This is a genomic window from Acetivibrio clariflavus DSM 19732 (assembly GCF_000237085.1).
GTDB classification, from domain to species: domain Bacteria; phylum Bacillota; class Clostridia; order Acetivibrionales; family Acetivibrionaceae; genus Acetivibrio; species Acetivibrio clariflavus.
This window is the reverse complement of sequence record NC_016627.1, coordinates 712,714-729,207: the sequence shown is the minus strand read 5'-3', so window position 1 is coordinate 729,207 and position 16,494 is coordinate 712,714. Positions and strand designations below refer to the sequence as shown.

General features: G+C 37.1%; 9 protein-coding genes and 1 pseudogene. 1 reads left to right on the top strand and 9 read right to left on the bottom strand.

Annotated elements, in window-relative coordinates:
- Window positions 1-19: 19 nt before the first annotated feature.
- The 6 genes from nifJ to CLOCL_RS03030 form a co-directional block, all read right to left on the bottom strand.
- A complete protein-coding gene (nifJ, locus tag CLOCL_RS03055) occupies window positions 20-3,535 on the bottom strand; it encodes a pyruvate:ferredoxin (flavodoxin) oxidoreductase (RefSeq protein WP_041715405.1) in 3,516 nt (1,171 codons plus the stop codon).
- Between the two features lie 179 nt (window positions 3,536-3,714).
- Window positions 3,715-4,353 (bottom strand): MBL fold metallo-hydrolase, encoded by a 639-nt coding sequence (locus tag CLOCL_RS03050; RefSeq protein WP_014253966.1) that lies wholly within the window; start codon window positions 4,351-4,353, stop codon window positions 3,715-3,717.
- 806 nt (window positions 4,354-5,159) lie between these two features.
- A complete protein-coding gene (gene argS, locus CLOCL_RS03045) occupies window positions 5,160-6,854 on the bottom strand; it encodes an arginine--tRNA ligase (protein WP_014253965.1) in 1,695 nt (564 codons plus the stop codon).
- Complete coding sequence (locus CLOCL_RS03040) at window positions 6,817-7,284, bottom strand: YwiB family protein (RefSeq protein ID WP_014253964.1); 468 nt, start codon at window positions 7,282-7,284, stop codon at window positions 6,817-6,819. Before CLOCL_RS03040 ends, argS begins: the two co-directional genes overlap by 38 nt.
- 180 nt (window positions 7,285-7,464) lie before the next feature.
- Complete coding sequence (gene murI / locus CLOCL_RS03035; RefSeq protein WP_014253963.1) at window positions 7,465-8,271, bottom strand: glutamate racemase; 807 nt, start codon at window positions 8,269-8,271, stop codon at window positions 7,465-7,467.
- An 88-nt stretch (window positions 8,272-8,359) separates the two neighbouring features.
- Window positions 8,360-9,475, bottom strand: a complete 1,116-nt coding sequence (locus tag CLOCL_RS03030; protein ID WP_014253962.1) for a D-alanine--D-alanine ligase — start codon at window positions 9,473-9,475, stop codon at window positions 8,360-8,362.
- A gap of 454 nt (window positions 9,476-9,929) precedes the next feature.
- On the opposite strand from CLOCL_RS03030, the gene CLOCL_RS03025 reads away from it, so the two are divergent.
- On the top strand, window positions 9,930-10,145 hold the full coding sequence (locus CLOCL_RS03025; protein WP_014253961.1) for an FmdB family zinc ribbon protein: 216 nt from the start codon (window positions 9,930-9,932) through the stop codon (window positions 10,143-10,145).
- A 153-nt stretch (window positions 10,146-10,298) separates the two neighbouring features.
- Here the strand turns inward: CLOCL_RS03025 and CLOCL_RS23635 are convergent, their stop codons facing one another.
- The 3 genes and pseudogenes from CLOCL_RS23635 to CLOCL_RS03010 all read right to left on the bottom strand — a co-directional run bounded on the left by CLOCL_RS23635 (window position 10,299) and on the right by CLOCL_RS03010 (window position 16,488).
- Window positions 10,299-11,531 (bottom strand): sensor domain-containing diguanylate cyclase, encoded by a 1,233-nt coding sequence (locus CLOCL_RS23635; protein WP_338029052.1) that lies wholly within the window; start codon window positions 11,529-11,531, stop codon window positions 10,299-10,301.
- A 2,508-nt stretch (window positions 11,532-14,039) separates the two neighbouring features.
- Window positions 14,040-15,500: pseudogene (locus CLOCL_RS23630) on the bottom strand (ATP-binding protein); the annotation flags it as partial.
- Window positions 15,501-15,849: 349 nt separating this feature from the next.
- Window positions 15,850-16,488 carry a cyclase family protein gene (locus tag CLOCL_RS03010; protein ID WP_041714890.1) on the bottom strand — a complete coding sequence of 213 codons (639 nt, stop codon included), beginning with the start codon at window positions 16,486-16,488 and terminating at the stop codon, window positions 15,850-15,852.
- Window positions 16,489-16,494 lie beyond the last annotated feature (6 nt).

Sequence of the window (16,494 nt, the reverse complement as noted above, 5' to 3'; positions counted from 1 at the left end):
CACGTTTAAACACTATGGATTAGCCTTTTGCCATACTTTCATACATCTTATATTTTTCCTTTGCTTCTTTTTCAGCCTGTGTAAACAACTCTTCTGCCTTTTCAGGCAACACTTTTGTTAAAGAAGCATATCTTACTTCACCAAGCAAGAAGTCTTTAAAGGAAGCAGTCGGCTCTTTTGAATCCAATATGAACGGATTCTTGCCCTCTTCTTTCAACAGAGGATTATAGCGGTACAGATGCCAGTATCCAGATTCAACAGCCTTCTTTGCTTCAAGCTGAGCACAGCCCATACCTGCTTTCAAACCATGGTTGATACATGGTGCATAGGCAATTATCAAGGATGGTCCAGGATAAGCTTCAGCTTCAATAAGTGCTTTGATTAACTGGCTCTGGTTTGCACCCATTGCAACCTGTGCAACATATACATATCCATAGGACATTGCAATAAGACCCAAATCTTTCTTTCTTGTCCTCTTACCGCTAGCAGCGAATTGGGCAATAGCTCCTGTAGGTGTAGCTTTTGAAGATTGTCCTCCTGTATTGGAGTACACTTCGGTATCAAATACAAGAACATTTACATCCTCACCGGAAGCTAAAACATGGTCAAGTCCGCCAAAACCGATGTCATATGCCCAACCGTCACCGCCGAATATCCACTGAGATCTCTTTACAAGGAAATCTTTTCTTTCATATATTCCATTTAATATTTCTTTCGCCTTTTCATCCTCAGGCTTATATTGTTCAAGGGCTGGAACCAGTTTATCGGCTATATCTCTGGTTGCCTTTCCATTATTTTTATTATCAAGCCATTCTTTAAGCAATCCTTTAATTTCATCGGATATATTAAGCTCTAATGCTTCGGTTGCCAACTGAGCAATCTTTTCACGAATTTGGCTAACTCCAAGATGCATTCCGTATCCGAATTCAGCATTATCCTCAAAGAGTGAATTTGCCCATGCCGGACCGCGTCCGTTCCTGTCTACGGTATACGGTGTTGCCGGAGCACTTGCACCCCATATGGAAGAACAACCGGTAGCATTAGCTATCATCATTCTGTCGCCGAACAATTGTGTGATGAGCTTAGCATAAGGTGTTTCACCACATCCTGCACAAGCACCGGAGAACTCCAACAATGGCTGCTGGAATTGACTTCCTTTTACTGTATCAGCTCTCATCAAATCGGTCTTAGGAGTCAAAGTCATGGCATATTCCCACAACTCTGCCTGATCCATCTGAGTTTCCAAAGGCTTCATTTCCAAAGCTTTAACCTTTGCAGGACAAACCTGAGCACAGTTACCGCATCCGGTACAATCCAAAGGACTTACCTGAATTCTGAAAGTATATCCAGCCAATTCTTTACCTATGGCTTTAAGTGTAGCAAATTTTTCAGGAGCATTTTTCTGCTCATTTTCATCCAGCACAAACGGTCTTATTGCCGCATGCGGACATACATAGGAACACTGATTACATTGGATACAGTTTTCCGAAATCCATTCAGGAACATTAACGGCAATAGCTCTCTTTTCATAAGCAGAAGTTCCCATCTCGAAGGTTCCGTCTTCAATACCTTTAAATGCGCTTACAGGAAGCTTGTCGCCTTCTAATCTGTTAATAGGCTCAACTATATTTTTAATAAAGTCAGGAACATCGGCTTTCTTCTGTTCAGCTTCAGGTTTTGCATCCTTCCAGTATTCCGGAACTTCAACCTTAACCAGAGACTCAACACCTGCATCTATAGCCTCATAGTTCATGCTGACAACTTTATCGCCTTTTTTGCCATAGCTCTTTAATGCAGCATCCTTCATGTACTTCACTGCATCTTTTATAGGAATGATATTAGTCAATTTAAAGAATGCAGCCTGCATAATTACGTTAATTCTTCCGCCAAGACCGATTTTTCCGGCTATATCAAAAGCATCTATAGTATACATGTTAATATTGTTTTTAGCTATATAAGCTTTTACTTCTGCCGGAAGTTTCTCATCCAATTCTTTGCCTTTCCAGCTGCAGTTCAAAAGAAATGTTCCGTTTTCTTTCAAATCACTTACAATGTCGTATTTTCCAATATAAGAAGGATTGTGGCAAGCAACAAAATCCGCTTTTTTAATGAGATAAGAAGATCTAATTGGCTTATCTCCAAATCTCAAGTGGGATATTGTTACTCCACCGGATTTCTTGGAGTCATAGGAGAAATATCCCTGAACATACTTATCTGTATGGTCACCGATTATCTTAATGGAGTTCTTGTTTGCACCAACAGTTCCGTCGGAACCCAATCCCCAGAACTTACAGCTTACAGTTCCCTTAGGAACTATATCTACCGGTTCACCAACCTCTAAAGAAGTAAATGTAACATCATCTACTATTCCCACTGTAAAGTGGTTTTTAGGCTCATCCTTCTTAAGGTTGTCAAATACGGCAATTATCTGCTCAGGTGTTGTATCCTTCATACCCAAACCATATCTTCCGCCGATAATAACCGGTCTTACATCTTTGTCATAGAAAGCTGTACGAACATCTTCATATAAAGGTTCTCCTGCTGCACCAGGTTCTTTAGTCCTGTCTAAAACAGCTATCTTCTTCACTGTCTGAGGTATTGCTTTTAAGAAATGCTCAATGGAGAAAGGTCTGTACAGACGAACCTTAATAACTCCTACCTTTTCACCTTTTCCAGTCAAGTAATCTATGGTTTCTTCTATAGTATCACATACCGAACCCATTGCTACGATTACTCTTTCTGCATCAGGAGCACCATAGTAGTCAAATAGGTTGTACTTTCTTCCAGTAAGTTTGTAAATCTCTTCCATATAATTTTCTACTATTGCAGGAATCGCATTATAGAATTTATTGGATGATTCCCTGGCCTGGAAGTATATATCAGGGTTTTGTGCAGTTCCTCTGGTAACAGGATGTTCAGGATTTAATGCTCTCTGCCTGAATTCCTTAATTGCTTCGTAATCAACAAGCTTTGCAAAATCATCATACTCAATTACTTCAATTTTCTGAATTTCATGGGATGTTCTGAAACCGTCAAAGAAGTGAAGGAATGGAACTCGTCCCTTTATTGCTGCCAAATGGGCAATTCCACCTAAGTCCATAACTTCCTGAGGATTCGCAGATGCCAGCATTGCAAAACCAGTCTGACGGCATGCCATAACATCCGAATGCTCACCGAAAATGGAAAGAGCATGAGTAGCAACAGTACGAGCACTTACATGGAATACACCGGGAAGAAGTTCACCAGCAATTTTATACATATTAGGAATCATAAGTAAAAGCCCCTGGGATGCTGTAAATGTAGTTGTCAAAGCACCCGCTGCCAATGAACCGTGAACTGTTCCAGCAGCACCAGCTTCAGACTGCATTTCTACAACCCTAACCTGTTGTCCAAAAATGTTTTTTCTTCCACCTGCACTCCAAACATCAACATTTTCAGCCATGTTTGAAGATGGTGTAATTGGATAAATAGCTGCAACATCAGTAAAAGCATAGGCAACATGAGCAGCCGCCATATTACCATCCATAGCTTTCATTGTTTTCAAAGTCTTTTCCCCCTTTACTTTATTGGTTGTATGATAAAATTTGTACTTCACATTGTTGCAAGCAATTTTTGATATTTATAATTTTAATATCAATATATACAAACATTAATACAAAAAATACTACTAAATGAATATATAAAAATATTTAATTCTATACCTTAAAAACCACTCTATTTATAATTTAGGACTACTACCTTAGGTAAATCTCCAATGTTATCTTTGTTAATCTCAATTTCACATCCATCAATTTTCTTAAAATCCCCCACCAAACCCAAGAACTCTTCAACTCCCAGAAGTGGAAAAGTCAAGTCCTCTGTCTTATAGTGCATGGGAATTGTAACTTGGGGCTTCAGACTACTCACAATCTCAAATGCCCCAACATGATCAATGGTATATGTACCACCTACCGGTGTCAGTAATATATCTACTTTACCGAGCTCTTTTAATTGAGTATCGGTAAGTACATGTCCCAAATCACCCAAATGGCAAACATTTAATTCATCCACTTTAAATTTAAATACTGTATTCAATCCTCTTTTTCTGCCGCCGTCTTCGTCGTGAAAAGTCTTAATACCAGTTATATCAATACCTTTTATATTAATCTTGCCTGCTCCCTTTACAAGCATAGGATTGTCGCCAAAAATGCTCACATTGTTATGGTCATAATGGTCATGGCTTGTACTGACTATATCGGTCTCAATTTCAGGAATCTTGTAGCCAACAGTGTTGTCAAACGGATCGGTTACAATTTTTACTCCATTGTCCGATGTAATGAGAAAGCACGAATGACCAAACCATTTAATCTTCATGTTCTTCCTCCTTTGTTTTTTAAACACAATATATTGTATTCAATATTCTTTGAAAATTTAAAAAAAATTCACTGTTCAATCCCTATTATTGTACCATGCTATCAACTACGATAAATGCTATTTCAATTAAAAAGCACCTTTGCCTGCTTTGTTATTAACTTGATTTTCCTCCATAACAATGTTAAATATCTAACTATCTCTAACAATATTATAATAAATAAAATTATTATATCAACACTGATAGTAAAACTATTAAATCAGCAAATTTCATTTTTTTCGTATTTTTCTAATGCCTCTTTGACATTCTTTATATTTTTTATTTTATTCCTATTTATTCAAGTTTATAAAATTCTCTCAGTTTATGCAACTTCTATTTTGCAAATTTTCAAACAAACTCGAAATAAAATCGAAATTAAATGGCATAAAATTCCTAATTTTCATCGTTTAAAAATTTCGTCCTGAAAATTGACTTTTTCACAGAAGGTCTGTAAAAAATACAGCAATTATATACTGAGAATTTATATTGTAACTTGATAGAATACTGATGCAACAATTCTTTAAACCAAAACTCACAGTCATCATGCCCTATTAATTCGTTTAGTTTCAAAAAACGCATTTTCCGTCTATTTTTTCCCATATTGCGATCATATTTTCTATACTATAAAATTAATATTGCTTGGAAAATTCTACTTCCACAATAATAAAAATATTTTATAGGCATAAAAATACCTCCTAAGCAGATTTTGCAATTTATCTTATCTGCTTCAGAGGTATTTTATCAATGAATTTCAATAGCATTTAATTACTTACATCTTTTCTGGTGCACTTATGCTAAGTAAATCCAAAACATTCTTTATAACAATCCTTGTGCTGTCCACAAGAATAATTCTTGCATCCCTCAAAGCTTCTTCCGCATCTTTTACCTTACAAGCATAATAGAAACTGTGGAACAAACCTGCAACATCATGTACATACCTTGTAAGACGGCTAGGTTCAAGAGTTTCGGCCGCTATTCTTATTTCTTCCGGATATTCGGCCAGCTTTTTCATAAGCTCAATTTCCTCTTTTGCCACAAGCTTGCCGAGATCTACCGAATCTATATTTGGAATTTTAATATTCTCTTCTTCAAGCCTTCTTAATATGCTGCAAATCCTTGCATGAGCGTACTGTACGTAAAATACGGGGTTTTCATCGGATTTCTTGGCTGCAAGGTCCAAGTCAAAATCCAAATGGCTTCCCGATGCCTTAGTGTTAAAGAAATATCTTGCTGCATCGCGACCCACTTCTTCCAAAAGGTCTGTCAACGATATGGACTTTCCTGTACGCTTTGACATTCTGGTAATTTCACCGTTTCTGTAAAGGCGCACCAATTGGAACAGCACAACATCGAGCTTGTCCGGATCGGCACCTATTGCTTTAACTGCTGCTTTCATTCTCGCCACATGGCCATGATGGTCTGCCCCAAGTAAATTAATTACCCAGTCAAATTTGCGTTTCAAAAACTTGTTCCTGTGATATGCAATATCCGATGCAAAATACGTAGGTATACCGTTATTTCTGACAATTACCTCGTCCTTTTCTAAACCAAACTCGGTGGCTTTGAACCAAATAGCGCCATCCTTTTCATAAGTGTATCCGTTATTCTTAAGCAAATCCAAAGTTTCCTGAAGTTCTCCGTTGTCATAAAGAGATTGTTCGGAAAACCATACATCAAACTTTACACCATAGCTTTCGAGCCCAGTTCTGATACGCTCAATATTCCGGGGAAGAGCAAACTCCACAAGCTCTTTTCTTCTTTGCTCACTGTCAACATTTAAAAGCTTGTCCCCATGTATTGCAATATAATCCTTCATGTGTTCGATTATATCTTCGCCATGATATCCATCTTCAGGGAATTCCACCGCATCTTCGCCCTTTAAAAGTTGAATGTAACGGGCTTCCAGAGATATTCCGAACTTTTCAATCTGATTTCCCGCGTCATTAATATAGTATTCTCTTGTGACATCATATCCGGCTTTGGACAGAACACTGGCTATACAATCACCCAATGCACCGCCCCTGGCATTTCCCATATGAAGAGGTCCGGTTGGGTTGGCACTTACAAACTCAACCATAACCTTCATGCCCTTGCCGATATTTATCTCACCATACTTATCTTTCATTGTTTGTATGGTCTTTAACGTATCGTAAAGCCACAAATTATTTAAATAAAAATTTATAAATCCCGGGCCTGCAGTTTCAACCTTTTCGATATATGTACCTTCAAAATCCATATTCTGAATTATTATATCGGCTATCTGCCTTGGAGCTTTTTTTGCTGCCTTTGCAGATTGCATTGCAATATTGGTTGAAAAATCGCCATGCTCTTTTTCCCTTGGAGTCTCTATAACTATTTCTCCTGCTTCAAACTCCGGCAATTCTCCCTTTTCTATAGCTTTCGCCAAGGATTTTTTAACCGTTTCACTAATTTGACACTTCAATATTTCTATCACATTCGTCATTAACTTGCCCTGCCTCTCTAATAAACATATGAAAATCATTTCCGCCTTGTTTATTATTATCTATTTCAAGTTGATAATCAACCCTGATTTCTCCGCCTTCATCATTGACATCTACTTTAACCATACGGGTAGTTACTCCGACAGTGAATGTACCGTATTGTGTATCGTAATAAGATATATGTTTCTGACCTTCTTCAAAAATAAACTGCGCATTTACTGCACCAAATCTCATCAAAGTAACAACTCCGTCAGAAATTTTTAAAGTAGTTGTAGTTCCTTCCATTCCTGTTACTTCACTTTCTTTATAAGTTACATAATAAGCATTTCCTTTCTTATAATATCTCCCCTCAGTAACAAGTTCAAGTGTGTTTGTTTCTTTGTTGGCGGAAGTTTGAATCCCTCTTACGGAAATTATAACATTTTTATACATATAACTTCGCCTCCATTTTTTAATAGACAAAATTATCCTCTGCACTTTCATACTTTTCTGCTTATATTTGTACATTATTCCCACTATGAAGATTATGCCGCATAGTTTGTAATTTTATAAGTCCTATAAAGCAACATAGTTTAAACCGAGACTCAATAGCCGAATGCTCCGTATATAGCACTAATACCTTTCAATGTCGACTTTCTCAGCAGAATGTATCATACTGTTCAAAATGGAATTCCCTAATGATTCAAACTTCTCAACACTATCACTGGTATAATATCTGTATACTGGTTTTATATTTCCATCTCTCTGGCAATTATTTGATTCTATCTCCTCCTTTACTACTTTTGCTACTTCCAAAGCCGAATTTACTAATTTTACATTATCCCCCATAACCTTTTGTATTGTGTTCTGCAATAGAGGATAATGGGTACATCCCAAAACCAAAGTATCAATACCTAACTCCTTAAAAGGATTTAAATACTCCTCTGCAATCCTAAAGGCGATGTCATTTTCCCACCAGCCCTCCTCCACCAGCGGGACAAACATGGGACAAGGTTTTGAAAATATCTCTATTTCGTTGTTAATCTTCATAATAGCCTTTTCATAAACACCGCTGGCTATTGTTGCCGGGGTACCGATTACACCAACTCTTTTGTTAACCGTTGCTCTTGCAGCAGCCGCAGCCCCCGGTCCGACAACCTCCACAATAGGAATATCAAAGCTGTGTTTTACCCTGTCCAAACTGCATGCGCTTGCAGTATTGCATGCAATAACAATCATTTTAACATCTTGATTCTGTAAAAATCTAATGTCCTGAAAAGTGTATTTGATAACAGTTTCCTTAGATTTAGTTCCATAGGGTGCTCTTCCGCTGTCACCAAAGTATACAACACTTTCCTGAGGTAATAATCTGTTTATTTCTTTAAGGACTGTAAGTCCTCCTATTCCCGAATCAAAAACCCCAATAGGTCTGTTATCCATAGTTACCGTCCCCAAAATAACAATTTGTCCTCTTTATAAACTCTACTACAGTAAATGCAAATGTCGGTCCGATTGTCAACAAATATAACTATAAAACAGCAATATTATCATTATACCTTTCAATTGCCAAATCAATCAACCTTTCAATAAGTTCACTGTAAGAAATTCCTGAAGCCTCCCACAGCATTGGATACATACTTATATCTGTAAATCCCGGCATTGTATTTATTTCATTGATGTAAACTTCTCCGCTTTCTTTGTGAACAAAAAAATCCACCCTTGAAAGTCCGGAGCAATCCAATATCTTAAAGGCTTTTACAGCATACTGCCTGATTTTTGATATAGTCTCTGCAGGCAGATTAGCAGGTATAACGGTTTTGGACTTTCCGTCAATATACTTGGCATTATAGTCATAAAACTCATTACTTGGGATAATTTCTCCAACGGTAGATGCAATAGGATTGTCATTACCTAAAACCGCACATTCCACTTCTCTGCCGTTGATAAATTCTTCAACCAATATTTTCCTGTCATATTTAGCTGCCAAATTCAGTGCTTCTATTAATTCTTTCCTGTTATGAGCTTTTGATACGCCTACTGACGAACCCGCATTTGACGGCTTAATAAATACCGGGTATTTAAACTTTTGCTCAATGGCATTTGCAGCACTGTTAACATCTTCTTTTATTTCTTTTCTTGTAAAATACAAATAATCCGCCTGAGGTATTCCTGCCTTTTCGAACATAATCTTGGCAAATATCTTATCCATTCCAAGGGCTGAACCCAGCACTCCACAGCCAACATAGGGTACTCCTGCCATTTCAAAAAGTCCCTGAATTGTACCGTCTTCGCCCTTGCATCCGTGAAGAACCGGAAAAACTACATCAACAGTTCTTCTTTCATCACTATTTGTCAACGCTTCCGATGAAGCTCTTCTACTTACTATTGCATTTATTATATTTTCACTCTTAGGCATACTTTCGATAAGCCCGTTTATGGCTATTTCTTCCCATTCGCCGGAAGCAATCTTTTCCACAGGCCCATTATAGGGAAGCCATCTTCCTTCTTTAGTAATTCCCACCATAACTACATCAAATTTGTTCTTATCAATATTATTTATTATTGATGTAGCTGAAAGTCTTGATACTTCATGCTCTGTTGACTGTCCACCGAAAATAACCATTACCCTTTTTTTCTCGCTCATACTATTTCCCCTCATATAATCAATATGTACAAATACAAATATACAGTAAATATATATTTTCCATTTTACTATTTAAGTACCCCGACTTCAAGATAAAAGGGGAAATAGCCAAAATTTATTAAAATTTCGGTTGAAATCAAGAACATATCATAAAAAGAAATCTTTTTACAACAATTACAAGGTTTTGAATATAAACTTATAGCAAATCTAAAATTATACAGGAGGCTCTTTTGATTTGATACTTAAATAAAGATAATTAAGTTGACTTAATTTTATTTTATCATTTAATAAGACCTATGTCCATAAAATTTTACGGTAAACCGGTCCTATTTTTCACTTACAAATTTTTACTAAACCAAACCTCTTTTTTGGATAATAAATTTCTATCTTGTGCAAACCTGGCGGGTCTTTTATAATTGAATTGGTAAGGTACTAAATTATAGGAGTTGGTTTAATGCCATTTTATGATTTAAAATGCGAAAAATGTTCCCATGAGTTTAATATTATGGCTAAAATAAGCGAAAGAACCGAAAAGCTGATTAAGTGTCCCAAATGCGGAAGCAACGAGTTAAGTTCGGTATTTAAAAATATAAACATAATAAAGTCCAGAAGTTCCGACACTTCTGACTGTCCTAACATTCACAGGTGCGGTGGGTGTTGTCAACATTAAATAACACCCCAAACATATATCAGTCAAAATCCAATTGTACGGCTCTTACGGGTGAGCCGTCTAAACCCTCTATTTTTATAGGCAGCACAAGAAAATCCCTTTTAATACCGGTTCCATTAAACACAATGCAGGTTACCCTGTAATTTAATTCTCCTATATGAATTCTATATTAAAATACTCTTCATTAACTTTATCGCACTTTGACAAATTAACCAGGTAATTCTTGATTTCCTCGCCTTTTCCTTCCTGTTGAACTAATTTAAATTGAGCCGCACAGTTTCTTCCGTTTTCTTTAGCACGGTACATTGCATAGTCACTCAAGTTTATCATATGCTCGAGGTTAAAAAGACCGGGATTGTTCAATAGTAACGGCATCTCTGAATATCCTAGAGAACAAGTCTTATATATGACTTGGTTTTCAGATATTTTTATCGGTGTCTCCCTGATCTTCTCAAGAACTTTTTTCGAGAAAATCCTCAAATAGTCAGGTTTTGTATTGTATAGAATTATCAGGAATTCTTCGCCGCCCCATCGCACTAACAAATCCTCAGATCTTATCATACCTTTTAGGATATTTGATATGGTAACCAACACGGTATCTCCTGCCGAGTGGCCATAAACATCATTTACTTGCTTGAAATGGTCGATATCAATTAAAATTACCCCAACAACAGTTCCTTGCACCGACAGTTGCCTTTTTTCATTATTATTCATTAATGGTGTTTTGTTTTTAATAAATTGAGCAATTTTATCATTTGCAAACTCAAAAGCATATCTTCTATTATGCAAATTGGTCAGCGGATCACGTAATGACAGCTCCTTCAGCTTCTCGTTAGCGGCATTCAATTGCATCGTTCTTTCTCTTACTTTTTCTTCCATATTTTCGTAAAGTCTGGCATTTTCAATGGATATTGAAGCCTGGGAAGACAGAATTTGCAATGTTTCCAACCTTTCTGACGTAAACACATTGTCCGAAAGGTTATTCTCCAGATAAACCACACCCTTTAGACGATTCTGATAAATAACAGGTATACATAAAACCGATTTGATCCGTTTTTTTGCAATATACGGATTATTCTGCCAGTTATCGTCTTTACAAGCGTTATGAATAACTATAGTTTCCTTGGTTCGTATAACATATTGCACAATTTCTACACATAAATCCCTGCTTTCGGTAAAAGGATGGGAGTGAGCAACGTTTAACTGACTGGCATTATCGCATTGTACAGCTTCAATATAGAACTGATCGTCTGCTTCGTTATGCAATAATAAACATCCCCGTTCGGCTCCGGCATTTTCAATCATCGTACTTATCAATATAGTTAACAGCTTGTCTCTCTTGATTTCACTTGAAATTGCCTGGGATGATTTCAAAATTGAACGCATATCAATGTTACTTAAGGATGATGTTGTCCCCCTTGTTACAAATGTACCTTTGTAAGTACTTTCCTCAGCTGTAAAATAATAAGAGTATTCTCTTTCCAGAAGCGAGACTTTTCTAAATGCCCCCCATCGTTTGTATAGATAGTGAGCTTCCCGGATATATGCTTTTCCTATTGTTTCGTCCCCTTTTTCCAGCCAGAATTTACCGTACAATTCTTTAATGAGTGCCTTAAATTGAATAAAATCATTCTTTCCGATACTATCCATAGCCTTTCTGAAATAACCAACAACAGTATCAAGGGGTTCGTTCTCAAGTTTCGCCATTTCGGCAGATAACAGGTAATATTTATGGACAAAGTTTGCAGGACAATGTTCCGCCCAGTTCTTTAATTTCTGTTTTATTACGCATAGATTTTCTTTTATTTTGCACTGTTCTTCTAACGATACTTTGTTCCATTTATTAACCAGGATCAGTCCCTGGAATAAATAATGGTCGACTGCCGGAAAGTCTGTAAGAGATGCAAATATAAACTTCTCTGCCATCATATTCCATTTTTCTGCTTCTTCCATATTCCCGGAAATAATATTTACATAGGTATTATATTGGAAATACCTTACCATAAAAGGCAAATTTCCTAGTTTCTCAAGTACACTTATCATTTCTTTATCTCTTATGTCAAAATCCTTTTTAGCATCCTCAGAAGGTAAAGTCTGAAATTTCTCGATTATATAGTAAATGAATTGGGCTAAAATCAAAGGCACCTTACTTTTTGTCTGCTTAAGAAAAGCAATAGTGTTTTCGGTTTCTTTCCTGCACTCGGACAAATTTTTACCCACCCACATATAAAGATGCATTTTATGGGCTATAGCATAAGTAACATACATAAGATCACCGGTTTCCAATCCGGTCCGATAGGACATGTCATAATAATCCAAAGCCTCTTGATAATGGACTTTCCAGTAGGAAGTATAGGTAAACATAAAGCAAACCGGCGGTTTTTGCGATTCTGCTTTTAATTTCTTGATCAGTGCAAAAGCAGCTTCGCCCAGTTTATAACCGGTATCATAATCACCAAACATATCTTCCACAATAACACTGCAATCAGCAAAACATTTGCACGCTAACGGTGATGTCCCATAGGTCATGGTCATCTCAAACATAATCAGGGTTACAATCATATAGAGTTGGGGATTGGCTTGAATTGCCGGAGGTGCCACCTGGTACAGCAGTTGCATTGCCATAAGCTTTTCAGGATCCTCCATTACAGGAAGATTGACATACTCCTCAACCGGTATTCTAGCTAAAAATTCCTGCATTTTCTTGAGGTATTCCTGGAGCTTCTGATTAATCTCTTCTTGCGTTTCCGGCAGGGAAATATTAAAAAGATGAAGTGTTTTTCGTGTTTCGACGATTGTTTCATAAAGTTTACCCTGAAAAACCAGTGACAGAACTTTAATATTGGAAACAGCACCTTTTTCTAAATTGGTTTTTGCTATTGTCGATAGATAATCACAAATTCCGTCTGCTTTAGGCAAATCCCATGACAATAGAGCTGCTTTTGCCTGCTCCAACAATAAGGAAAAGAACTTATCCGGCATTAGTTCCCATTCCTGGTCGGACAATAATGACCTGGCTGTTTCATAATAGTTTAACGCAACAGTAAAGGCAGTGGACTTTTTAGCTTTATTGCCCGCCGTTATATTCAAATCTGCCAGTTCAATCCGTTCATCCTTATTTAAGATTAAGTTCCTGCCGATATTTAAATGGTTGACCATATCAAAAATCTCATCGGCTCGTTTTGTATCCCGGAAGATTTTTAAATACTCCTGTCCTATAAGCCAATGAATTTTCTCTTTTTCGTCTTCAGGTATTAAAGAATACACCGCCTGACGAATACGATCGTGGGCAAAGCAAAAATACATGTCCAAATCAACAGGATTCATCTCATTTTTCAGAGTATTTATGTATTTATAGTTGTTGTTCAATGGCAGAATAATTTCTTTCTCTATGGCTATCCATAGAGCCTTTCCGATTTCAGCAACCGTTTTTTCGCTGATTATTGAAACAGTTTTTAAATCAAACTGAGTTCCGATGCAGGCAACCAATTTGAGAATATGCATAGTTTCCTCAGGTAGCAACGCAAGACCTTTTACCAGCAAGTCTACCACATTATCACTGATTCCAACAGCTTCTACTTTTTTAAGATCATACACCCATTGTCCCTTTTCCGGAAGGAATGTAAATGCACCTTCAAGGTACAAGCTTGTCAAAAGCTGGTTGATGAAAAATGGATTTCCCTTGGTCTTATGAAAAATAATGTTTGTCAAAGCTTCGGTTTCCCTCGTGTGACAATGGAATGTATCGGCTATCAATTGATTTATTGATGAAATGTCAAGAGGTTTCAGGGATATTTGATGTATAGGAGTAAGTGAGGTATCCTGCACATTTATTAGCTCATTTATCATACGGTTCAGCGGATGACCTTCCTGTACCTCATTATCTCTGTATGCCCCTATAAAAAGAACATAATTTACATTGCCGGTTGAAACAATATACTTGATTAAATCAAGAGTTGATGTATCGCTCCATTGAATATCATCGAGAAAAATTACCAGAGGATGTTCCGGCTTTGCAAAAACTTTTATAAATTCCTTGAAAGTCATCTGGAACCTGTTTTGAGCTTCCAGAGGGTTTAGCTCTGCCACCTGGCGCTGAGGGCCGATAATCTGCTCGAGTTCCGGGAGAATATCTATAATTACTTGAGCATTGTTCCCCAGTGCAACAAGCAGGCGTTCCTTCCAATCATCCAAACTGTGCTGGGGTTGTGCAAGTAACTGTTTTATCAATTCTTTAAAGGCCTGGGTTATCCCGTAATAAGGTATATTTCGCTCAAGTTGGTCAAATTTACCAGATATAAAATACCCCCTTCTGCCTGTTATGGACTTGCGAATCTCGTGAATCAGTGAGGATTTTCCTATTCCCGAATATCCACTGACCAGTACCAGTTCCGAAGTACCGTCCGCTGTTCTTTCAAAAGCATTGACCAGTGTTTCAATTTCTTTTTCGCGTCCATACAGCTTATGAGGAATCTCAAATCTATCGAAAATATCCTTTTGTCCGGGTATAAATCCGCTAATACTCCTCTTTTCACTAAGCAATTGCTTGCACAGTTCAAGGTCCTTCATCAATCCGAATGCCGACTGATACCTTTCCTCTGCTGTTTTGGCCATCAATTTCATTATGATATCCGAGAGAACAAAAGGTATTTCCGGATTTATTTCAATAGGTGAAACCGGTTTCTTTGCAATATGGGAGTAAATAAGCTCCAGTTCGTCATCACCGTGAAAAGGCAGTTTCCCTGTAAACAATTCATAAAACGTAATACCGAGAGAATATAAATCGGTTCTGTAATCTATGGGCCTGTTTATTCTGCCGGTCTGTTCAGGAGATATATAATTAAGGGTTCCTTCCAACTTGTTTAAGTTGATACTTTGGGACGATTCCCGCATTAACTCGGCAGAAATACCGAAATCAATTATTTTTACCCGATTGGTATTGATATTTCAAATAAAATTGCTCGGATTGACATCTTTATGTACAATATTATGTTTATGAAGCTGAATCAAAGATTCTGTCATCCGAATGGCCAGCGACAGTTTTTGATCAATATCTGCCTTAAATGATTTCAATACCTTTGCAACAGACTCAGCTCCGATATCTTCCATAATTATGGCAAGACTGTTGTTGTATTTTTCTAAACCATAGGCTCTTATAATTCCTTCCTCAGTAACCTTATTCATAATTTCATATTCCCTGATGAATGCCGACAACTCTTTGGCGGATGGATATTCCCTATTCAACAGTTTTATGACAACAGGAATATTGTCTGAATCCCTGGTTGCCCGAAAAACTTTCGAATTTTCACTGTTATAAATTTCTTTTGTCACTTTATAACCGGAAAAATTAATCATAAGGTTACCTCCATTAATTGCTTGGATAAATAATTACCTAACAATAATTAATATCGGAATTTTTTTTAATAACAATTTTTATATTTAAATAGCAAATATTGTTAATCGGCATGTGTAAAATAAATATGCACACGATTGGTATTGTATTTAATAGAATTTATTCGATTGAAAATTTTTCAAACTCGTTAAGCATCGGGATTCCTGGTTGTGTATACAAACAGACTGGAGAGCAAACGACCACTCTCGGATTTAGTAATGCGCAGTCAATTTCCAAATAACACATAACCAGTGAAGTCAGCTATACTGCCAAAATAAGCAAAAAACACAAAAGCCAATATCCAAAGACATATCAGTCAAATTCCACAAGTACGGCTCTTACGGGTGAGCCATCTGCACCTTCTATTTTCAACGGTACACAGGATAGAAAGTATTCGCCTTCCTGCACATCTTTAAGCCGCAGGCCTTCAATTATACCTATTTCATTTTGCAGCAGCAGCTTATGAGTTACAGCATTATCGGCATAAAAACTTTCCACAGACAGGTAGTCAATACCCACAGTAGCTACTTTCTTATCCGCAAGAAACCTCGCAGCCGATTCATCGAGATATACAAACCCCTTATGGAACAAACCGTTCATATCTAAAAAACTGTTTTTTGTCTTAAATAATACTATATCCCCAACGTTTATATTCAATGGGTACAAATCGGAAGCTTTAATACAGTCTTGCGTACTTAGGTTAAAAACCTTTGCAAAACCGATAAACTTATTCAGATTTACAGAAGCTGTATCTGCACCTCCTGCCACAAAATGAAGGGGAGCATCCACATGTGTGGATGTGTGTGTACCCATACGCAGAACCGATAAGTTACAAGAATCTCCACTTTCGATATTTTGAATCCTGTCAAGGGTAACCCCTTCATCTCCAGGCCATAGAGTAGTTCTATCACTAATTGTACCGGATATATCAATAATTCTTTTTATTTTCATCCTATG